This window comes from Klebsiella sp. A52, assembly GCF_018388785.1.
Classification (GTDB): Bacteria; Pseudomonadota; Gammaproteobacteria; order Enterobacterales; family Enterobacteriaceae; genus Klebsiella; species Klebsiella aerogenes.
In genome coordinates, this window is sequence record NZ_CP074437.1 from 1,075,009 (window position 1) to 1,095,072 (window position 20,064).

Below are 20,064 nucleotides of genomic sequence, written 5' to 3' on the forward strand. Positions count from 1 at the left end.
AACCTGTCCTCAGACATATCGCCGGTGATTTAGCGAGTAAAAATGACTCGCAGGCCCCAGCCGGAACGGGTCATTTTTACTCGCCAGGATAATGTTCGCCGCGGACAGGCCTGTATTCACGCGCTTTTTCAGGCTGGCATGGAAGATGCAATACCGAGGGAAACCACACAGGAGATCACGCTATGAAACGGAAACCGACTTTATCCCTCGTCCTCGTGGCGCTTGCCGCACTGACCTTTGGCAGTCACGCGGCCTGGGCCGGACATCACTGGGGTTATAACAACGGGATGGGCGCGCAGGGTTACAGCCAGCTCACCCAGGAACAGCAAGCGACCGTGCAGAAGCTACATGACAATTACTATGCGCAAACCAGCGCCCTGCGCCAGCAGCTGCAGTCCAAACGCTACGAGTACAATGCGCTGCTTACTGCGCCAAAACCAGAAAGCGGAAAAATTGAGGCCGTGGCGAAGGAAATGGAAACATTAAGCCAGCAGCTGGATCAGCAGCGGGTAAAATTTGATATCGCCCTTGCGGAAGCAGGCGTTCCTCGCGGCGCGGGTATGGGTTACGGCGGCTGCCGCGGTAATGGCGGTGGTCATATGGGCATGAACCACTGGTAAAACTCAGAACGATTTTTCGTTCGGCTGCCAGGTACAGAAGTTTTCGTTAGCCACCAGCAGCAGTTGCGAACCTTCCGGTGCTTCCAGCCACGCCACGCTCACCTCTACGGAGGAGTGATTCTGGCGGCGTTCAATATGCGCTAATGCCCGCTCATCAAGGTCAGGCTTCACGGTCTGGCCTTCACAGGTGGTCACGGTACGATCGGCATGCCAGCGCCCCTGGCGTAATACCACTCGTCCTTGACGCAAGGCGTCACTGGTTTCGCGGATTTGCTGCGCCCGATAGCGGTACAGCGCGACCTGGTCGTTTGAAAGCTGCTGTTTTTCACCATCTACTTCACGCTGCATAAAACTCAGCTCGCCCTGGGCGTCAAAGCGGGCGCGAATATGTTCCGGCGGTTTGCCGTACACGTTGAGCTCAATAAGCGTTAGCTGGCCATCCTGCCAGCGGTACTCGCTGGTTGAGGTGTCGCCGCGGTGCCATGGACTAAAAGCGGCAAGCAGGTGAACTTCATCGCCGGCATCTTTGCGCCAGATGCGCATCGCGCCCTGGTTATCGGCGTAGCCGCTGGCGGTGAAAGGAGGAAGAGAAGAATCGTGACTGCAGGCAGTGAGCAATAGCGCGCCTGCCAGCGTCAGCGTGCGACGCCAGTTAGACAAAAGGGGCTTAAAAGCCCCTTCGTTAAAACTGGACACTGCCACGCGGTCTTACTTGACTGCGTCTTTCAGCGCTTTGCCAGAAACAAATGCTGGCACGTTAGCTGCAGCGATTTTGATTTCTTTACCGGTCTGCGGGTTGCGGCCAGTACGCTCAGCACGGTGGTTCACTTTGAAGGTACCGAAACCAACCAGTTGAACAGCATCACCTTCTTTCAGAGACTCGGTAATTGCAGCCAGGGTGGATTCCAGGGCAGCTTTTGCCTGTGCTTTAGACAGGTCAGCTTTGTCCGCAATTACATCAATCAGTTGAGTCTTGTTCATAAGTTATCCTTACAATGTGTTTATCGCTTGCTAAGCATCGAGTGCGACGGAAATGCCAGAAAAGCACTCTCCTGCATACACGCACCGATAGCCACTTTTTTTCGCCCCCCAAATGTAGACCAGACAGGGGGCGGAATGGAAGTCTTCAGACGCTACAATTCAGGCGGTAAATCACGTTTTCTGGTCTCATTGCTGAAAATTTATACCAATATTGCTCTCACCGGCCTCTCGCAGGTCTGCGCGCAGCCCTTTAATCAGTTCAATGTCGCGTTCTTCGCAGTCGGCCAACAGGCGGAAAATCTCCCACTGAATGTCCCATTCTTGTTCTACCGCCGGGTTAGCTTTGAGCTCTTCATCGGTCATTTCGCGACCTTCCTGGGTCATTTCCAGCATCGCGACGGTAGTAATGGAAGTCTTACTGACCTCGATAGCATGTTCCAGCGTTTCACCGCTCAGGCGTGAGTGGATTAATTCGCTCAGCGCGACGCAGGCATCGATAGCCGGATAGACGCCGTACATGTCGTAGTCATCTGCGGACGGAATCGCCTCTTCCAGCTTTTCCAGCTGACTATCGAAATTCACCTTCGCATCTTTTACCGTCAGCGTTTCCCAGATCAGGTCAAGGATACGACGATATAACTGGCCGTCGCCAAACTCGGTTTGCTTGCAGAACATGGCGTAGTTGGGGTACATACGCTCGCACAGGCAGGCCATAAAGGTGACGTGCTGCCAGCTCTCCAGTTTCTCCAGGCGCAGATGAATCGGGTTTTGTAACATGATGAATTCTCGAAGTCAGAAATTAGGCGCAGTGTACCTGAATCAGCCGTGATTTGCTTGCCAACGCACAAAGGAAGGCCGACGGGATGCCACGGCATCGGCCCAACGCGTGGGTTCGGGTAGCCGGTAGCCCTGCATGCAGCGTTCCACCCACATTAACGCGCTATCCATCCCTACGCGGTGGCCGGTACTGATAAACAGTGGGTTGCAGCGTGCTTTGCTGCGCCAGACCCAGGCCAGCTGATCGCCCTTGTCGATTAATGGCGCCAGCGCGCCGGGCTCGGCGCCGAGCGGTTCAAACTTCCCGCATAAGCGTTTTTTCGCTACGCCAATCGTTGGCACATCAACCATCAGGCCAAAATGGCTGGCGACGCCAAGCCGCCGGGGATGTGAAATACCGTGGCCGTCGACGAACAACAGATCGGGCTTTTGCGATAGCTGTTGCCACGCCGCCAGCAGCGCGGGGGTCTCGCGAAAGGAGAGAAAGCCGGGGATGTACGGCATCGTGGTGGCGACGCGCGCCACCTGATACTCCACCAGCTCAAGGCCCGGATAAGTTAGCAGCACCATCGCAGCGCGGGTAATGTCCCCTTCCTGCTCAAACCCCACATCGGCGCCGCCGATCAGCACCGGCGGGTCGCGATCCAATCGGTCCGCACGTTCTACCGACGCGGCTAAAGATTGCTGTTGGGTTCGTAGCGCAGCTAAATCCATCATGCTTATCTCCTATTGGTGATATTGCGCGGAGAGACGATGCACCGCCTCAACAAAGACTCCTGCATGCTGTGGGTCGACGTCCTGATGGATGCCGTGACCAAGGTTAAAGACATGGCCTTCGCCCTGGCCGAAGCCGGCGAGAATGTTCGCCACTTCGTCTTCAATACGGGCGGCAGGCGCATAAAGCATCGACGGGTCCATATTGCCCTGCAGCGCCACTTTGTGACCTACGCGACGGCGAGCGTCGGCAATATCGGTAGTCCAGTCGAGACCCAGCGCATCGCAGCCGGTCTCCGCCATCGCTTCCAGCCATTGTCCGCCGCCTTTGGTGAACAGCGTCACCGGTACGCGACGACCTTCGTTTTCCCGCAGCAGGCCATCGACGATTTTATGCATGTAGTAGAGCGAGAACTGCTGATAGTCGCGGCCGGTCAACACGCCGCCCCAGGTGTCGAAAATCATCACCGACTGCGCGCCCGCTTTGATCTGCGCGTTCAGATACAGGGTGACGCTTTTCGCCAGCTTGTCCAGCAGCGCGTGCAGCGCCTGCGGTTCGGCGTACATCATCTTTTTGATGACGGTAAAGGCTTTGCTGCTGCCGCCTTCAACCATGTAGGTCGCCAGCGTCCATGGGCTGCCGGAAAAACCAATCAGCGGCACTTCGCCTTTCAGTTCACGGCGAATGGTGCGCACGGCGTTCATCACGTAGCCTAATTCTTGTTCCGGGTCCGGCACCGGCAGTTTGTCGACGTCGGCTTTGCATTTCACCGGCGAGGTGAAGCGCGGGCCTTCGCCAGCTTCAAAGTACAGCCCCAGCCCCATCGCATCCGGAATCGTCAGGATGTCCGAAAAGAGGATCGCCGCATCCAGCGGGTAACGGCGCAGCGGCTGTAGCGTTACTTCGCAGGCCAGCTCGGCATTTTTACACAGCGACATGAAATCGCCCGCTTGCGCGCGGGTGGCTTTGTATTCCGGGAGATAGCGGCCCGCCTGGCGCATCATCCACACCGGGGTGACATCAACCGGCTGGCGCAGCAGCGCGCGCAGGTAACGATCGTTTTTCAGTTCGGTCATTTTTACATTCCTTTAGCGTTGATGCGCCCAGTGTAACATGTCACTCGTACTCTGCCCGACACATCGCCACCGTATCTTCGATCAGGCGTCGCGCCACCGTGCCCGGCGGCGGCAGTAGCGGCAAATCGTCATAGCGATACCACTCTGCGCTCAGCAACTCTTTCTTATCCACGACAATATCGCCGCTATCGTATTCAGCCATAAAGGCGGTCATCAATGATTGCGGGAAGGGCCACGGTTGGGAGGTCACATAGCGCAGGTTTTTCACCTTAATGCCGCTCTCTTCCATCACTTCGCGGGCGACCGCCTGCTCAAGGGTTTCACCCACTTCGACAAACCCGGCCAACACCGTATGGACACCATTACGATGGCGGGTATGCTGCGCCAGCAGAATTGAATCGTCGCGACGAATGGCGACGATAATGCAGGGGGCAATTTGCGGATAATAGCGCTCGCGGCAGTGGCCGCACAGCATCGCCCACTCGGTTTTACTGACATGCATCGGGTGGCCGCAGTAGCCGCAGAATTTATGCGATCGATAAAACTCGGCCAACTGGATCCCGCGCCCTGCTAACTGGAAAAGCCCAGGATCCTGATCCAATACCTGGCGCAGCGATCCCATATCACGCCGACGATCCTGACGCACCAGCCACACCGCTTCGCCTTGCCACTCGCCGAGATGTAGCGCGCGTTCACCGACAAGATCAAAATTTACCGCTTCGCCATGTGGTAATTCCCCTGCGGGAAGCCATAATTTTTGTTCGTGACTGACGATCCACCAGCCGCGATCTAATTTTTCAATAATACGATCCATATCTATTGCGCTACCTTCGTTTTACTGGCACTTTTAACATTATATTTACATTTGCTGAGCAACGTTATTTTTAATCTTGCGGAGTCAATCATGTTAAACCAGCTGGAAAACCTGACGGAACGTGTTGGAGGCAATAACAAACTGGTCGATCGCTGGCTGCTTGTGCGTAAGCATTTGCTCGTGGCTTACTACAACCTGGTTGGCCTGAAACCCGGCAAAGAGTCCTTTATGCGGCTTAATGAAAAGGCGCTGGATGACTTTTGCCAAAGCCTGGTGGATTACCTCTCATCCGGTCATTTTAATATTTATGAACGTATTATCGGAGAAATGGAAGGGAGTACCCCTCTTTTAGCCGCTACCAAAATCTACCCGCAGCTGGAAGCCAATACCCAGCAGATGATGGACTACTACGATACCTGCCTCGAAAACGCCATCGATCATGATAACTATCTCGAATTTCAGCAGGCGCTGTCGGATATCGGCGAGTCGCTGGAGGCACGCTTCGCGCTTGAGGACAAGCTGCTGGCGCTGGTCGTCGCTCACGATCGGAAAGACAGCGTTGGCGACAATATCGCGCCGACCGCTTGAGTTGTGAACCGTTAACGAGTAATTTACATACATTATCCCTCTGCGGAGGGATTTCATCTTGTCGGAGTGCCTATTTTCCACACGAAAGCTGAAGTGGAAAAGGCTGAGACCGTTTATTCGGGATCCGCGGAACCTGATCAGGCTAATACCTGCGAAGGGAACAAGAGTAAACTGCTGGTCGCACCTGCCCGTTACGGGTTGGTCGCATCTGTTACTCCATCCGTCGTCTGACAAGCCATCTCCTTTTTTTGTAACTGGAATGCGCTATGTCTACTACCAAACTGACCCGCCGGGAACAACGCGAACACGCGCAGCGATTCATCGATACGCTGGAAGGCACCGCTTTTCCCAATTCGCGCCGCATTTACATTCAAGGCTCACAGGCTGATATCCGCGTCCCGATGCGTGAAATCCAGCTCAGCCCGACGCTCATCGGCGGTGATAACGATAACCCCCAATACGAAGCCAACGAACCAATACCGGTGTACGACACCTCCGGGCCTTACGGCGACCCGGAGATCAACATCGATGTCCGCCAGGGACTGACAAAACTACGCCAGCGGTGGATCGACGCACGTAACGACTGCGCGCCGCTCAGCGAACGCAGCTCGGCATACACTAAAGCGCGGCTGGCCGACGATGGCCTCGATGAACTGCGCTTTGGCGGCCTGCTGACGCCTAAACGCGCCGTCGCCGGCAAATGCGTGACGCAACTACACTACGCCCGCCAGGGGATCGTCACCCCGGAGATGGAATTCATCGCCATTCGCGAAAACATGGGCCGTGAGCGTATCCGCAGCGAGGTGCTGCGCCAGCAGCATGCCGGAGAAGGCTTTGGCGCCCGCCTGCCGGACAACATTACCGCCGAGTTCGTCCGCGATGAAGTCGCTGCCGGGCGAGCCATCATCCCGGCCAATATCAATCACCCGGAATCCGAACCGATGATTATCGGCCGCAACTTCCTGGTGAAAGTGAATGCCAATATCGGCAACTCGGCGGTGACCTCTTCCATCGAAGAAGAGGTCGAGAAGCTGGTCTGGTCAACCCGCTGGGGCGCCGACACGGTAATGGACCTCTCCACCGGCCGCTATATCCACGAGACCCGCGAATGGATCCTGCGCAACAGCCCGGTGCCGATTGGTACCGTCCCGATTTACCAGGCGCTGGAGAAAGTTAACGGCATTGCCGAGAACCTGACCTGGGAAGCCTTCCGCGATACCCTGCTGGAACAGGCCGAACAGGGCGTCGACTACTTCACGATTCATGCCGGGGTGCTGCTGCGCTATGTGCCGATGACCGCGAAGCGGTTGACCGGTATCGTCTCGCGCGGCGGTTCTATCATGGCCAAGTGGTGCCTGTCGCATCATCAGGAAAACTTCCTCTACCAGCACTTCCGCGAAATCTGTGAAATCTGCGCCGCCTATGACGTGTCGCTGTCCCTCGGCGATGGTCTGCGCCCCGGCTCGATTCAGGATGCCAACGACGAGGCGCAGTTCGCCGAGCTGCATACGCTGGGCGAGCTGACTAAAATCGCCTGGGAGTATGACGTTCAAGTGATGATTGAAGGCCCCGGCCACGTGCCGATGCAGATGATTCGCCGCAATATGACCGAAGAACTGGAGCACTGCCACGAAGCGCCGTTCTACACGTTGGGGCCGCTCACCACCGACATCGCGCCGGGCTATGACCATTTCACTTCCGGTATCGGCGCGGCAATGATTGGCTGGTTTGGCTGCGCCATGCTGTGCTACGTCACGCCAAAAGAACATCTCGGCTTGCCCAACAAAGAGGATGTGAAACAGGGACTCATTACCTACAAAATCGCCGCCCACGCCGCCGACCTCGCTAAAGGCCACCCCGGCGCGCAGATCCGCGACAACGCGATGTCCAAAGCGCGTTTCGAATTCCGCTGGGAAGACCAGTTCAACATCGCGCTCGATCCCTTTACCGCGCGGGCCTATCACGATGAAACCCTGCCGCAGGAGTCCGGCAAAGTCGCCCACTTCTGCTCCATGTGCGGGCCAAAATTCTGTTCGATGAAAATCACCCAGGAGGTCCGCGACTACGCCGCGAAGCAAAGTATCGAGGCCGGCATGGCCGATATGTCAAATAACTTCCGCGCCCGCGGCGGTGAAATCTACCTGAAAAAGGAAAATGCCTGATGTACCAGCCTGACTTTCCGCCCGTACCGTTTCGTCTCGGGCTTTATCCGGTTGTCGATAGCGTGGCGTGGATTGAGCGCCTGCTGGAAGCCGGCGTGCGCACCATTCAGTTGCGGATCAAGGACCAGCGCGACAGCGATGTAGAGGATGATGTCATCGCCGCCATCGCGCTTGGCCGCCGCTATCACGCGCGGCTGTTTATCAATGATTACTGGCAGCTGGCGATTAAGCACCGGGCGTACGGCGTACATCTGGGTCAAGAGGACCTGGAAACCACCGATCTGAGCGCCATCCGTAAAGCCGGACTGCGCCTTGGCGTCTCCACTCACGACGATATGGAAATTGACGTCGCGCTGGCGGCGCGCCCTTCCTACATCGCGCTGGGCCACGTCTTCCCGACCCAAACCAAACAGATGCCTTCGGCGCCGCAGGGCCTCGAACAGCTTGCCGGGCATATTCATCGTCTGGCCGATTATCCGACGGTAGCGATAGGCGGCATCAGTCTGGAAAAAGCGCCGGGCGTACTGGCCACCGGCGTCGGCAGCATCGCGGTCGTCAGCGCCATTACCAAGTCAGCAGACTGGCGGGCTGCCACTGCACAACTGTTAGCGCTGGCGGGAGCAGGCGATGAATGATCACGATTTCATGCGCTACAGCCGCCAGCTATTGCTGGAAGATATCGCCATCGAGGGACAGCAGAAACTGTTAGCCAGCCGGGCGCTGATTATCGGCCTGGGCGGCTTAGGTTCGCCGGCCGCGCTATATCTGGCGGGGGCCGGCGTCGGAACGCTGACCCTGGCCGATGACGACGCGGTGCATCTCAGCAACCTGCAGCGGCAAATTCTGTTCACCAGCGACGATATCGACCAGCCAAAAGCCGCGGCGGCAAAGACGCGGCTCAACCAACTCAATCCGCAAATCCGCCTCGTGGCGCTACAGCAGCGCTTAAGCGGCGAGTCGCTGCGCGCCGAAGTGGCGAAAGCCGACGTGGTGCTGGACTGTACCGATAACATGATCGCCCGCCAGGCGATTAACGCCGCCTGCGTCGCCCTTGAGACGCCGCTGGTAACCGCCAGCGCCGTCGGCTTCGGCGGCCAGTTGATGGTGCTGACGCCGCCCTGGGCGCAGGGCTGCTACCGCTGCCTGTGGCCGGACACCGCCGAACCACAGCGTAACTGTCGTACCGCGGGGATCGTCGGCCCGGTCGTCGGCATGATGGGGACGCTGCAGGCGCTGGAAGCCATTAAGCTCCTTAGCGGCATGGCGACGCCGCGCAACACGCTACGGCTGTTTGACGCCCGCACCAGCAACTGGCGCAACCTTACGTTGCAAAAGGCCCGGGGCTGTCCGGTTTGTGGAGGACATCATGCAAGTCTGGTTTAACGACGAACCGCTGGAGTGCGCGGACAACCTCAGCGTAAGCGCCCTGCTTAGCCAACTGGAACAGCTCCAGCCGGGCGTTGCGCTGGCGCTCAACCAACTCATCCTGCCACGCGAACGGTGGGAAGATCATCTCTTGCAGGAAGGCGATCGGGTCCTGCTTTTTCAGGTTATCGCCGGAGGCTGACATGTTACGTATTGCTGATAAGACATTTGAATCCCACCTTTTTACCGGAACCGGCAAATTCGCCGCCCCGGAGGTAATGGTCGAGGCGATTCGCGCCTCGGGAAGTCAGCTGGTGACGCTGGCGATGAAGCGCGTCGATTTACGCCAGCATAATGACGCGATTCTCGCGCCGCTGCTGGCGGCGGGCGTTAACCTGCTGCCGAATACCTCAGGCGCCAAGACGGCGGAAGAAGCGGTTTTTGCCGCCCGCCTGGCGCGGGAAGCCTTAGGTACCCACTGGCTGAAACTGGAGATCCACCCGGACGCCCGCTGGCTGCTGCCTGACCCCATTGAAACCCTGAAGGCGGCGGAGCTACTGGTGCGCGAAGGGTTTGTCGTCTTGCCCTATTGCGGCGCCGACCCGGTCCTGTGCAAACGGCTGGAAGAGGCTGGCTGCGCGGCGGTGATGCCGCTGGGTGCGCCGATAGGCTCCAATCAGGGGCTGGAAACCAGGGCCATGCTGGAGATTATTATCGAACAGGCGACGGTACCGGTGGTGGTTGATGCCGGGATTGGCGTGCCGAGCCACGCGGCGCAGGCGCTGGAAATGGGCGCTGATGCGGTACTGGTCAACACCGCCATTGCCGTCGCCGACGATCCCGTCGCCATGGCCCGCGCCTTCCGCATGGCGGTCGATGCCGGATTACTGGCGCGTCAGGCCGGACCGGGGGCGCGCAGTACTCAGGCGCAGGCCACCAGCCCGCTGACCGGCTTTCTGGAGGCACTGGCATGAAAACTTTCAGCGATCGCTGGCGGCAGCTGGAATGGGATGACATACGCCTGCGCATCAACAGCAAAACCGCCGCCGACGTCGAACGGGCGCTGGCGGCAAAACAACTCACCCGCGATGACATGATGGCCCTGCTCTCACCTGCCGCGGCCGATTATATTGAACCGCTGGCCCAGCGCGCGCAGCGCCTCACCCGGCAGCGCTTCGGCAACACCGTCAGCTTTTACGTACCTTTGTATTTGTCCAACCTGTGCGCCAACGACTGTACCTACTGCGGCTTCTCAATGAGTAACCGCATCAAGCGCAAGACACTGGATGAAGCGGAGATTGCCCGCGAATGCGCCGCAATCCGCAATTTAGGCTTTGAACATCTTCTGCTGGTCACCGGCGAACATCAGAGTAAGGTCGGAATGGATTATTTCCGCCAGCACCTGCCAGCCATTCGCCGCCAGTTTGCCTCGCTGCATATGGAAGTGCAGCCGCTGGCGACCGAAGAGTATGCCGAACTAAAAACGCTGGGGCTTGATGGGGTGATGGTCTATCAGGAGACCTACCATGAAAGTATGTATGCCCAGCACCATCTGAAGGGTAAAAAGCAGGATTTCTTCTGGCGCCTTGATACACCGGATCGTTTAGGCGAAGCGGGGATCGATAAGATCGGCCTCGGCGCGCTCATTGGCCTTTCCGACAGCTGGCGAGTGGACTGCTTTATGGTCGCCGAGCATCTGCTATGGCTACAGCAGCGCTACTGGCGCAGCCGCTACTCTATCTCCTTTCCGCGTTTACGCCCTTGCGCCGGCGGTATTACGCCAGCTTCGCTGATGGACGAGCGTCAGCTGGTGCAGACCATTTGCGCCTTCCGCCTGCTGGCGCCGGAGGTTGAGCTGTCGCTCTCGACCCGTGAATCACCGTGGTTCCGCGACCGGGTGATCCCGCTGGCGATTAACAACGTCAGCGCGTTCTCCAAAACCCAACCCGGCGGCTACGCCGACGATCATCCGGAACTTGAGCAATTTGCTCCCCACGACGATCGCCGCCCTGAAGAGGTTGCCAGCGCGCTGGCCGCCCGTGGCCTACAGCCGGTATGGAAAGACTGGGATAGCTGGCTGGGACGCGCCTCGCAATCATCATGAAGTATGCTGCAAGCCGCTGATTATTTTGCGTGCCTGCACGAGAGATGGAAAACGGAGGCTCGCCCAACTGCCGCCATTTTTCTATTCTGCCAGGGTCAGCAGCGGACGCTGACCAGGGCGAGTTTTTCTTTCCTCTCTTCGCCCTGCCTCTACCGTCCGCACTGCCGCAAACATATTACTATCGAATATTAATCACGATGCTGAGCGCACTCAGCGTTATAATTTAGCGATAGTTACCTGATTCGCTAAGCAGGCATGCTGGCTTAACCTGCGTCTAAACCCACGGTTTATACCCTAAATAATTCGAGTTGCAGAACAAAACGGCTAGCCGTTTTGAACAGCGCTTGCGCTGGCCCCGTAAAGGCGAGGCCCAAGGATGGGCCGAGTTATTGCCAACGCACATGCAACTTGAAGTATGACGGGTATATTGATTCTGGACGATTAACAACTTATGGCACGCCACAACAGAAAGCTTTCTTTTACTACGCCGATCGTAGTGGGCTTTGCGGGGATTTTGCTCAGCTTTTTACTGATCGCAATCTTTGTTACCGCGACGCAGAAGAAAAATTTTCTCGAAGATTATCATCATATTAACCGCAACTTTACCCATAATCTTGCGGTGAACTACACCGAATCTCTGCTGCGCGAGAATGACTACATTCTGGCGCGTGCAACGAAATACTTCGCCCGCGACGATGCGCTCAATATCGCCGTAAATGTCAATCCGCAAAAGGGTCTGGACGATCTGATGCGTTTGCAGGAACTGATGCCGACGGTCTCCTCCATTTCGCTTGCCGATACTCTCGGCCATTATCTGCGCGCTCCCGAGGTGATGGAAGGCGATGAGAGCCGCTCGTTTGATCCTAAAACGCGTCCCTGGTTTATTCGCCAGGCGGAAGCCAGTACCTTCAGTCTCTATACCACTCCTTACCTTGACTACTTCACTCACCATCCTACCGTCACCGTCTACCGGCCTGTCATTTCACCGCAGGGGCGGCTCAAAGGTAGCCTGGCGTTTCATATGGATCTAACGTCGATGGGCTACGCGTTACGGCAGATTGTCTCACCGGTGCAGGGCGAGTTTTTTGTCGTGCAACGCGACGGCAAAGTGGTGATCCATCCCGATACCGGCGCGCTATTTAAAACCTACATTAGCGCGGAACTCATGGACAAAATGACCAGTGCGGAAGGCCAGCTTTATGATGAGGAGCATAAGGCCTGGTACTACTACTATTCCTTTACCAATCCTGACTGGTTCGTTATTTTCCGCGTTACCGATGCCACCCTTGACGACCTGACGCGCTATGAAACCGATATTGTCGCCTGGGGTTTCGCTCTTGCCGCTATCGTCATTGTTCTGTTCGGGCTTTATCTGCGTCACGCTTCGCGTACCGTACTGATGAACATCATTAACGCCATCAAGACCGGCGACGTCAAACGCGCGCCGCGGCTGGAAGCCATGCTCAGCAAAGCGATCGAGAGCAATAAACAGCGTGAGCTCACCTATGTCCGCCAGGCCACCATCGATGCCCTGACCGGCTGCAAAAACCGCCGCGCCTTCGACAGCGATATCGCCGCACTGATGAACGATCACCAGCCTTTCGCCCTCGCGTTGGTCGATATCGACAACTTCAAATCGATTAATGATACCTGGGGCCATCTCAATGGCGACATCGTGCTGCGCAACGTCGCGCGTGAAGGGTTACAGATCCTGCAACCCCAGGAGATCTCGCTTTACCGCTACGGCGGCGAAGAGTTTGCCGTAATCTTCCCTGCCGAACATATCGACAACGCGCTCACCATTCTGGAGAGCTGGCGCCTTAACGTTGCCAGCCGAACCTGGCGCGAAGAAGGATTAACCGTCACCTTTAGCGCCGGCCTCGGAGAGTGGAATATGGAGCCGCTGGAAAAACTGGTCGTTAGCGTGGATGAAGCGTTGTATAAGGCCAAACAGCAGGGCAAGAACCGAATCGTTCGCGCCTGAGCGTAACCCTCTGATAGCCCGCTTTTGCGGGCTTTTTTATCTCTGCCGCTGCAAAATTGAAACCGGTTTCATTTTTTGTGATGTTTTACACACAATCATGGTGAAGCGGTTGTGCCACGCCGCCGCCCGCGATAAAGATGGTATATCAAGGAACATACATAAGGGCGATGAAACAATGAAGAATATCGTTTTATGCTGTGCCGCAGGAATGTCCACCAGCATGCTGGTGCAACGTATGAAAGACGCCGCGCAGAAGAAAGGCGTCGAAGTGTCTATTAAAGCCGTGCCGGTAGCGGAGTTCAAAGATAACCTGGCCACGGCAGATATTATCCTGCTCGGCCCACAGGTGAAGTATGAACAGGCAAAACTACAGGCGCTAGCCGACCCGGTTGGTAAAAAGGTCGCCGTTATCGATATGATGGATTACGGCATGATGAAAGGCGATGCCGTTCTTGATAAAGCCCTGAAGCTGATGGAGTAAGGCATGGAAGATTTAGAGACGATTATCATGGAGCTGCTGGTCAACGCCGGCTCCGCGCGCAGTTCTGCCCTCACTGCCCTACAGCAGGCGCGTAAAGGGGATTTCGCCGCCGCCGAGCAGGCTATGGCCGACTCCCACGAATTTGTAAAGCATGCGCATAAAATCCAGACCCAGCTTATCGGCATGGATGAAGGCAGCGGCAAGCTGCCGGTGAACCTGATTACCGTGCACTCCCAGGATCATCTGATGAACGCGATGGTGATTCAGGATTTAGCGACCGATATGATCGAACTGTATCGCCGCCTGCCGCCCGCACAATAATCCCAATGAGCTAGCAGGCGCCGCCAGCGGCGCCTGTCTCACTTACAGAAAACCGTACATCGCCGCGAACACCCAGCCGAAGACGCAAGAAACGCTCACGCCAATTAATCCCGGCAGGATAAAGCTATGGTTAATGACAAAGCGGCCAATATGGGTTGTGCCTGAACGGTCAAACTGAATCGCCGCCAGATCGCTTGGGTAAGTCGGCAGGATGTAATAGCCATAGCAGGCTGGCGCGGAAGCTACGATATAGGCCGGGTCAACGCCGATCGCCAGCGCCACCGGGACAATCGCCGCCAGCGCCGCCGCCTGAGAGTTGACGAACTTCGATACCAATAACAGCACGATAGCGTAGGCCCACGGGTACTCCTTCACCATTTCTCCGAGTACACCTTTAATCTCGGTCATGTGCGCGCCGAACATGGTTTCCGCCATCCACGCGATACCATACACCGCGACGATAGCGATCATCCCCGAGCGGAAAACCTCATTTTTAGAAATCGAAGCCGGATTGGTTTTGGTAATAATAATGATAAGCGCCCCGGAGAGCAGCATGAACATCTGGATCACCAGAACCATTGAGAGAGGCTTTCCGTCGAACGCCGGACGCAATTCAGAAAACGCGCCAAGCAGCGCCACCACGGCAATTGAGGCAAGGAAGATCCACATCGCAATCCAGTTGCTGGTCGGCAGCTTTTTATCCAATAGCGTGGCCGTATCGCCATAAACATAATGACGGTTTTCCGGTATCGCAATAAACGCCTGGAAGGTCTCGTCTTTATCAAGATCTTTACCGCGGAACCAGCTGAAGATACCAATCGCCAGGATCCCCAGCAGCGTTGACGGAATGGTTATCGCCAGCAAATCGAGAAACTCAAGGTGCTTACCGTTAAAGGTAAAATTCCCGAGCATCGCCACCAGCGAGACCACCGCCACCGAAACCGGGCTGGCAATGATCCCCATCTGGGCGCCAATTGAGCTCGCCGCCATCGGTCGCTCCGGGCGAATATTATTTTTGATAGCCACATCGTAAATAATTGGCAGGATCGTATACACCACATGGCCGGTACCGCACAGGATCGTCAGCGTACAGGTGACGAATGGCGCGACGATAGAAACGTATTTGGGATTGCGCCGCAGGAGCTTCTCGGCAATCTGCAGCATCACGTCTAAACCGCCGGATGCCTGTAGCGTCGCCGAGGCGGCCACCACCGCGATAATCACCAGCATGACATCAACCGGCGGCTTTCCCGGTTTAAGATGAAAGACAAAAACTAAGATAACTAACCCAATGCCGCCTAAAAGGCCGAGCGCAATACCCCCCTTTTTCGCGCCGTAGAACAGACAAATTAAGATAATGATGAGCTGTATAGCAAATTCCATGTATCCCCCAGAAGCTATCCATTAAATAACGACAATACTCTCCGCCTTATTTTTATTTTTGCTCACCTCCTCCATTGCCTTTTAACAGGCGCAGCGAACCCCTCAGTTGCGGTAAACCGAAAAGGATGGGGAAAAGTAATCACATGATTCTTTGAGTGTTTTGACTATATAGCGTTTACGGGGCTTATTTTTTGATACATGTAGAATTTTTATCCATCGATTAGTGATGGCATAAAGAAATAGCAAATTGATAATTACCAGGCATGTTTAATTTGCTAATTAATTGCGGCAATTACATTAAATAAATGTAATTTATTTTAGGTGAGATAAATCGACAGGTAATAAAAAAGCCAGTCAGGAAACCTGACTGGCTTTTAAGCGCTTAGCGCATCAACGATTAATCGTTGTCAGAACCGCCCAGGCCTGCGTTCAGCAGTTCTGCCAGGTTGGCAGACGCTTCTTCTACGCTCACCTGCGGCGCAGCCGGCTGTTCGCCCGCTGCGCGACGGCGCATACGATCCTGGTGGTACGCATAACCGGTACCCGCCGGGATCAGACGACCCACGATGACGTTCTCTTTCAGACCGCGCAGTTCGTCGCGTTTGCCCGCAACGGCTGCTTCGGTCAGCACGCGAGTGGTCTCCTGGAACGAGGCCGCGGAGATGAAGGACTCGGTTGCCAGAGACGCTTTGGTGATACCCAGCAGGTCACGGGAATAGGTTGCCGCAACTTTGCCATTCGCTTCAAGCTCGCGGTTAGCGATCTTAACGCGGGAGTATTCAACCTGCTCGCCTTCGAGGAAGTCGGAGCTACCAGCACTTTCGATGGTCGCTTTACGCAGCATCTGACGAACGATAACTTCAATGTGCTTATCGTTAATCTTAACGCCTTGCAGACGATAAACGTCCTGCACTTCGTTGGTGATGTAACGCGTTACCGCGTGTACGCCACGAAGACGCAGAATGTCGTGCGGCGCTTCCGGACCGTCGGAAACCACGTCACCACGTTCTACACGTTCACCTTCGAACACGTTCAGCTGACGCCATTTCGGAATCATCTCTTCGTACGGTTCGCTACCGTCTACCGGGGTGATAACCAGACGACGTTTCCCTTTGGTTTCTTTACCGAAGGAAATGATGCCGCTGATTTCAGCCAGGATTGCCGGCTCTTTCGGACGACGTGCTTCGAACAGATCCGCAACGCGCGGCAGACCACCGGTGATGTCCTTGGTACCGCCAGATTCCTGCGGAACACGGGCCAGGGTGTCACCAGAGCTGATCTGTACGCCATCTTCCAGCTGAACAATCGCTTTACCCGGCAGGAAGTACTGAGCAGGCATATCTGTGCCTGGGATCAGAACGTCGTTGCCCTGAGCATCAACAATTTTCAGCGCCGGACGCAGATCTTTACCACCGGAGGTACGTTCTGCGGAATCCAGAACCACCAGCGAAGACAGACCGGTCAGCTCGTCGGTCTGACGAGTAATGGTCTGGCCGTCGATCATGTCAGTGAAGCGGACGAAACCACTCACTTCGGTGATAACCGGCATGGTATGCGGATCCCAGTTTGCAACGGTTTCACCGCCAGCAACCTGTTCCCCGTCGCCTTTCGCCATAACGGAACCGTAAGGCACTTTATAGCTTTCTTTCGTACGACCGAATTCGTCGATCAGCTTCAGTTCGGTGTTACGAGAGGTGATAACCAGTTTACCGCTGGAGTTCACAACCGACTTCGCGTTGCTCAGACGGATGCTACCTTTGTTTTTCACCTGGATGCTGGATTCAGCAGCCGCACGAGATGCCGCACCACCGATGTGGAACGTACGCATCGTCAGCTGTGTACCCGGCTCACCGATGGACTGTGCCGCGATAACGCCGATAGCCTCACCTTTGTTGATGATGTGGCCACGCGCCAGGTCACGACCGTAGCAGTGCGCACATACACCAAAGTCGGTGTCACAGGATACAACGGAACGAACTTTGACGGAGTCAACGGAGTTCTCTTCCAGCAGGTCACACCAGTGCTCGTGCAGCAGCGTGTTGCGTGGAACCAGAATGTCCGCGGTACCCGGCTTCAGAACGTCTTCAGCAGTCACACGACCCAGTACGCGATCGCGCAGCGGCTCTTTAACGTCGCCACCTTCGATAACCGGCGTCATGGTGATGCCTTCCAGGGTGCCACAGTCGTCTTCAGTAACAACCAGGTCCTGCGCAACGTCAACCAGACGACGAGTCAGGTAACCGGAGTTCGCTGTCTTCAGTGCGGTATCCGCCAGACCTTTACGAGCACCGTGGGTGGAGATGAAGTACTGGAGTACGTTCAGACCTTCACGGAAGTTCGCGGTGATCGGCGTTTCGATGATGGAGCCATCCGGCTTCGCCATCAGACCACGCATACCAGCCAGCTGACGAATCTGTGCCGCAGAACCACGCGCACCGGAGTCGGCCATCATGTAGATGCTGTTGAAGGAAACCTGCTGTTCTTCCTGACCGTCACGGTTAATAACGGTTTCGGTTTGCAGGTTATCCATCATCGCTTTGGATACACGATCGTTCGCCGCAGCCCAGATATCGATAACTTTGTTGTAGCGTTCGCCCGCAGTAACCAGACCAGACTGGAACTGTTCCTGAATCTCAGCAACTTCAGCTTCCGCTTCGCTGATGATTTCGTATTTTTTCTCCGGGATGACCATGTCATCGATACCAACGGATGCACCTGAACGCGCTGCGTAAGCAAAGCCGGTGTACATCGTCTGGTCCGCAAAAATAACGGTCGGTTTCAGACCCAGAATACGGTAACAGGTGTTCAGCATCTTGGAGATCGCTTTCTTACCGAGCGCCTGGTTCACGATAGAGAACGGCAGACCTTTCGGTACGATCATCCACAGAATGGCACGGCCAATGGTCGTGTCTTTCAGGCTGGTCTTCGCGACGAATTCACCATTGTCGTCTTTTTCGTATTCGGTGATACGCACTTTGACGCGCGCATGCAGAGAGGCCAGACCGGCGCGATAAATACGCTCCGCTTCTTTCGGGCCAGTCAGCACCATGCCTTCGCCTTTGGCGTTAACACAGTCACGGGTCATGTAGTACAGACCCAGTACAACGTCCTGAGACGGAACGATGATTGGTTCGCCGTTCGCCGGGGACAGGATGTTGTTGGTAGACATCATCAGCGCACGCGCTTCCAGCTGGGCTTCCAGCGTCAGCGGTACGTGAACAGCCATCTGGTCACCATCGAAGTCGGCGTTATATGCCGCACAAACCAGCGGGTGCAGCTGAATAGCTTTACCTTCGATCAGAACCGGTTCGAACGCCTGAATACCCAAACGGTGCAGTGTTGGCGCACGGTTCAGCAGTACCGGGTGTTCGCGGATAACTTCGTCCAGGATATCCCAAACGACGGCTTCTTCGCGCTCAACCATTTTCTTAGCGGCTTTGATGGTGGTGGCCAGGCCACGCAGTTCCAGCTTGCCGTAGATGAACGGTTTGAACAGCTCCAGCGCCATTTTCTTCGGCAGACCGCACTGATGCAGACGCAGGTATGGACCTACGGTGATTACAGAACGACCGGAGTAGTCAACACGCTTACCGAGCAGGTTCTGACGGAAACGACCCTGTTTACCTTTGATCATATCGGCCAAAGATTTCAGAGGACGTTTGTTGGAACCGGTGATCGCACGACCGCGACGACCGTTATCCAGCAGGGCGTCGACCGCTTCCTGCAGCATACGTTTTTCGTTGCGTACGATGATGTCCGGCGCAGCCAGATCCAGCAGACGTTTCAGACGGTTGTTACGGTTAATGACGCGACGATACAGATCGTTCAGGTCAGAAGTCGCAAAACGACCGCCATCCAGCGGAACCAGCGGACGCAGATCTGGCGGCAGAACCGGCAGAACGGTCAGGATCATCCACTCCGGCTTGTTGCCAGATTGAACGAACGCTTCCAGCAGCTTAATGCGCTTGGTCAGCTTTTTACGCTTGGTTTCGGAGTTGGTTTCGTTCAGCTCTTCACGCAGCTGCTCGCACTCTTGCTCCAGGTCCATGCTTTTCAGCAGGGCCTGAATAGCTTCGGCGCCCATCTTCGCGTCGAATTCATCACCGAACTCTTCCAGCGCGTCCAGGTACTGCTCTTCAGTCAGAATCTGGTTGCGTTCGAGGTTGGTCATGCCACCTTCGATAACAACATAAGATTCAAAGTACAGTACGCGTTCGATATCACGCAGCGGCATATCCAGCAGCAGACCGATACGGGACGGCAGAGACTTCAGGAACCAGATGTGGGCAGTCGGAGACGCCAGCTCGATGTGGCCCATGCGCTCACGACGCACTTTGGTCTGGGTCACTTCAACGCCGCACTTCTCACAGATAACACCACGGTGTTTCAGGCGCTTGTACTTACCGCACAGGCACTCATAGTCTTTTACTGGCCCGAAAATACGAGCGCAGAACAGACCGTCACGTTCTGGCTTGAACGTACGGTAGTTAATGGTTTCCGGCTTTTTAACTTCACCGAAAGACCATGAACGGATCATGTCTGGCGATGCCAGAGCAATTTTGATCGCATCAAACTCTTCGGTTTTAGTTTGCGCTTTCAGAAACTTTAATAAGTCTTTCACGGATTTGCTCCCGTCGGAGTTAGCACAATCTGGCGCCGGGTTTTACCCCGGCACCAGTGACCTGTTTGAGCG

At 55.8% G+C, this 20,064-nt stretch carries 19 protein-coding genes and 1 riboswitch; of the genes, 11 read left to right on the forward strand and 8 right to left on the reverse strand.

The genetic code is table 11. The features are described 5' to 3' along the window. The first annotated feature begins 182 nt into the window (after window positions 1-182). Entirely contained in the window at window positions 183-620 is a 438-nt protein-coding gene (zraP, locus tag KGA69_RS04980) for a zinc resistance sensor/chaperone ZraP (protein ID WP_032715417.1), read from the forward strand. A 3-nt stretch (window positions 621-623) separates the two neighbouring features. Here zraP and KGA69_RS04985 read toward each other — a convergent pair whose 3' ends face one another. From KGA69_RS04985 to nudC, 6 genes are all read right to left on the reverse strand, one after another. After that, entirely contained in the window at window positions 624-1,316 is a 693-nt protein-coding gene (locus tag KGA69_RS04985) for a DUF1481 domain-containing protein (protein WP_045397364.1), read from the reverse strand. A gap of 12 nt (window positions 1,317-1,328) precedes the next feature. After that, the gene (gene hupA, locus KGA69_RS04990; protein ID WP_002884342.1) at window positions 1,329-1,601 is read right to left on the reverse strand and encodes a nucleoid-associated protein HU-alpha; all 273 of its coding nucleotides are present in this window, start codon (window positions 1,599-1,601) and stop codon (window positions 1,329-1,331) included. A gap of 186 nt (window positions 1,602-1,787) precedes the next feature. Further along, window positions 1,788-2,378 (reverse strand): YjaG family protein, encoded by a 591-nt coding sequence (locus KGA69_RS04995; protein WP_045397326.1) that lies wholly within the window; start codon window positions 2,376-2,378, stop codon window positions 1,788-1,790. A gap of 42 nt (window positions 2,379-2,420) precedes the next feature. Continuing rightward, window positions 2,421-3,092, reverse strand: coding sequence for a deoxyribonuclease V (nfi, locus tag KGA69_RS05000; protein ID WP_045397367.1), 672 nt, complete (start codon window positions 3,090-3,092; stop codon window positions 2,421-2,423). 12 nt (window positions 3,093-3,104) lie between these two features. After that, window positions 3,105-4,169 (reverse strand): uroporphyrinogen decarboxylase, encoded by a 1,065-nt coding sequence (gene hemE / locus KGA69_RS05005; protein WP_015704014.1) that lies wholly within the window; start codon window positions 4,167-4,169, stop codon window positions 3,105-3,107. Window positions 4,170-4,209: 40 nt separating this feature from the next. Beyond that, window positions 4,210-4,983: an NAD(+) diphosphatase gene (gene nudC / locus KGA69_RS05010; protein WP_020079899.1), complete on the reverse strand. Its 774-nt coding sequence runs from the start codon at window positions 4,981-4,983 to the stop codon at window positions 4,210-4,212. 90 nt (window positions 4,984-5,073) lie between these two features. Here nudC and KGA69_RS05015 point away from each other — a divergent pair, with 90 nt between their 5' ends. The 10 genes from KGA69_RS05015 (at window position 5,074) to KGA69_RS05060 (ending at window position 13,988) form a co-directional block, all read left to right on the forward strand. After that, entirely contained in the window at window positions 5,074-5,571 is a 498-nt protein-coding gene (locus KGA69_RS05015; RefSeq protein WP_045397331.1) for an Rsd/AlgQ family anti-sigma factor, read from the forward strand. 52 nt (window positions 5,572-5,623) lie between these two features. After that, a riboswitch (TPP riboswitch) is annotated at window positions 5,624-5,748 on the forward strand. Between the two features lie 89 nt (window positions 5,749-5,837). Continuing rightward, window positions 5,838-7,733, forward strand: a complete 1,896-nt coding sequence (gene thiC / locus KGA69_RS05020) for a phosphomethylpyrimidine synthase ThiC (RefSeq protein ID WP_213292885.1) — start codon at window positions 5,838-5,840, stop codon at window positions 7,731-7,733. After that, window positions 7,733-8,368 (forward strand): thiamine phosphate synthase, encoded by a 636-nt coding sequence (gene thiE, locus KGA69_RS05025; RefSeq protein ID WP_045397336.1) that lies wholly within the window; start codon window positions 7,733-7,735, stop codon window positions 8,366-8,368. Before thiC ends, thiE begins: the two co-directional genes overlap by 1 nt. Further along, window positions 8,361-9,116, forward strand: a complete 756-nt coding sequence (locus KGA69_RS05030) for a HesA/MoeB/ThiF family protein (RefSeq protein ID WP_045397339.1) — start codon at window positions 8,361-8,363, stop codon at window positions 9,114-9,116. Before thiE ends, KGA69_RS05030 begins: the two co-directional genes overlap by 8 nt. Further along, window positions 9,100-9,300, forward strand: coding sequence for a sulfur carrier protein ThiS (thiS, locus tag KGA69_RS05035; protein ID WP_049060427.1), 201 nt, complete (start codon window positions 9,100-9,102; stop codon window positions 9,298-9,300). Before KGA69_RS05030 ends, thiS begins: the two co-directional genes overlap by 17 nt. Before the next feature lies 1 nt (window position 9,301). Continuing rightward, the gene (gene thiG, locus KGA69_RS05040) at window positions 9,302-10,072 is read left to right on the forward strand and encodes a thiazole synthase (protein ID WP_020079903.1); all 771 of its coding nucleotides are present in this window, start codon (window positions 9,302-9,304) and stop codon (window positions 10,070-10,072) included. Further along, window positions 10,069-11,202 (forward strand): 2-iminoacetate synthase ThiH, encoded by a 1,134-nt coding sequence (thiH, locus tag KGA69_RS05045; RefSeq protein ID WP_045397345.1) that lies wholly within the window; start codon window positions 10,069-10,071, stop codon window positions 11,200-11,202. The genes thiG and thiH overlap by 4 nt, the downstream gene beginning before the upstream one ends. 451 nt (window positions 11,203-11,653) lie before the next feature. Then, the gene (locus KGA69_RS05050; protein WP_047047091.1) at window positions 11,654-13,186 is read left to right on the forward strand and encodes a sensor domain-containing diguanylate cyclase; all 1,533 of its coding nucleotides are present in this window, start codon (window positions 11,654-11,656) and stop codon (window positions 13,184-13,186) included. Window positions 13,187-13,406: 220 nt separating this feature from the next. Beyond that, a complete protein-coding gene (locus KGA69_RS05055) occupies window positions 13,407-13,667 on the forward strand; it encodes a PTS sugar transporter subunit IIB (protein ID WP_242436989.1) in 261 nt (86 codons plus the stop codon). A gap of 3 nt (window positions 13,668-13,670) precedes the next feature. After that, on the forward strand, window positions 13,671-13,988 hold the full coding sequence (locus tag KGA69_RS05060) for a PTS lactose/cellobiose transporter subunit IIA (RefSeq protein WP_045397355.1): 318 nt from the start codon (window positions 13,671-13,673) through the stop codon (window positions 13,986-13,988). Between the two features lie 42 nt (window positions 13,989-14,030). Here the strand turns inward: KGA69_RS05060 and dcuB are convergent, their stop codons facing one another. Then, window positions 14,031-15,371, reverse strand: a complete 1,341-nt coding sequence (dcuB, locus tag KGA69_RS05065; RefSeq protein WP_045397357.1) for an anaerobic C4-dicarboxylate transporter DcuB — start codon at window positions 15,369-15,371, stop codon at window positions 14,031-14,033. Between the two features lie 397 nt (window positions 15,372-15,768). Beyond that, on the reverse strand, window positions 15,769-19,992 hold the full coding sequence (gene rpoC / locus KGA69_RS05070) for a DNA-directed RNA polymerase subunit beta' (RefSeq protein WP_045397360.1): 4,224 nt from the start codon (window positions 19,990-19,992) through the stop codon (window positions 15,769-15,771). Window positions 19,993-20,064 lie beyond the last annotated feature (72 nt).

What these genes read in the sequence shown, in the direction of transcription:
- zraP (WP_032715417.1), top strand. Translation starts at nt 183, where the DNA reads ATGAAACGGAAACCGACTTTATCCCTCGTCCTCGTGGCGCTTGCCGCA.
- hupA (WP_002884342.1), bottom strand. Translation starts at nt 1,601, where the DNA reads ATGAACAAGACTCAACTGATTGATGTAATTGCGGACAAAGCTGACCTG.
- KGA69_RS04995 (WP_045397326.1), bottom strand. Translation starts at nt 2,378, where the DNA reads ATGTTACAAAACCCGATTCATCTGCGCCTGGAGAAACTGGAGAGCTGG.
- nfi (WP_045397367.1), bottom strand. Translation starts at nt 3,092, where the DNA reads ATGGATTTAGCTGCGCTACGAACCCAACAGCAATCTTTAGCCGCGTCG.
- hemE (WP_015704014.1), bottom strand. Translation starts at nt 4,169, where the DNA reads ATGACCGAACTGAAAAACGATCGTTACCTGCGCGCGCTGCTGCGCCAG.
- nudC (WP_020079899.1), bottom strand. Translation starts at nt 4,983, where the DNA reads ATGGATCGTATTATTGAAAAATTAGATCGCGGCTGGTGGATCGTCAGT.
- KGA69_RS05015 (WP_045397331.1), top strand. Translation starts at nt 5,074, where the DNA reads ATGTTAAACCAGCTGGAAAACCTGACGGAACGTGTTGGAGGCAATAAC.
- thiC (WP_213292885.1), top strand. Translation starts at nt 5,838, where the DNA reads ATGTCTACTACCAAACTGACCCGCCGGGAACAACGCGAACACGCGCAG.
- thiE (WP_045397336.1), top strand. Translation starts at nt 7,733, where the DNA reads ATGTACCAGCCTGACTTTCCGCCCGTACCGTTTCGTCTCGGGCTTTAT.
- KGA69_RS05030 (WP_045397339.1), top strand. Translation starts at nt 8,361, where the DNA reads ATGAATGATCACGATTTCATGCGCTACAGCCGCCAGCTATTGCTGGAA.
- thiS (WP_049060427.1), top strand. Translation starts at nt 9,100, where the DNA reads ATGCAAGTCTGGTTTAACGACGAACCGCTGGAGTGCGCGGACAACCTC.
- thiG (WP_020079903.1), top strand. Translation starts at nt 9,302, where the DNA reads ATGTTACGTATTGCTGATAAGACATTTGAATCCCACCTTTTTACCGGA.
- thiH (WP_045397345.1), top strand. Translation starts at nt 10,069, where the DNA reads ATGAAAACTTTCAGCGATCGCTGGCGGCAGCTGGAATGGGATGACATA.
- KGA69_RS05050 (WP_047047091.1), top strand. Translation starts at nt 11,654, where the DNA reads ATGGCACGCCACAACAGAAAGCTTTCTTTTACTACGCCGATCGTAGTG.
- KGA69_RS05055 (WP_242436989.1), top strand. Translation starts at nt 13,407, where the DNA reads ATGCTGGTGCAACGTATGAAAGACGCCGCGCAGAAGAAAGGCGTCGAA.
- KGA69_RS05060 (WP_045397355.1), top strand. Translation starts at nt 13,671, where the DNA reads ATGGAAGATTTAGAGACGATTATCATGGAGCTGCTGGTCAACGCCGGC.
- dcuB (WP_045397357.1), bottom strand. Translation starts at nt 15,371, where the DNA reads ATGGAATTTGCTATACAGCTCATCATTATCTTAATTTGTCTGTTCTAC.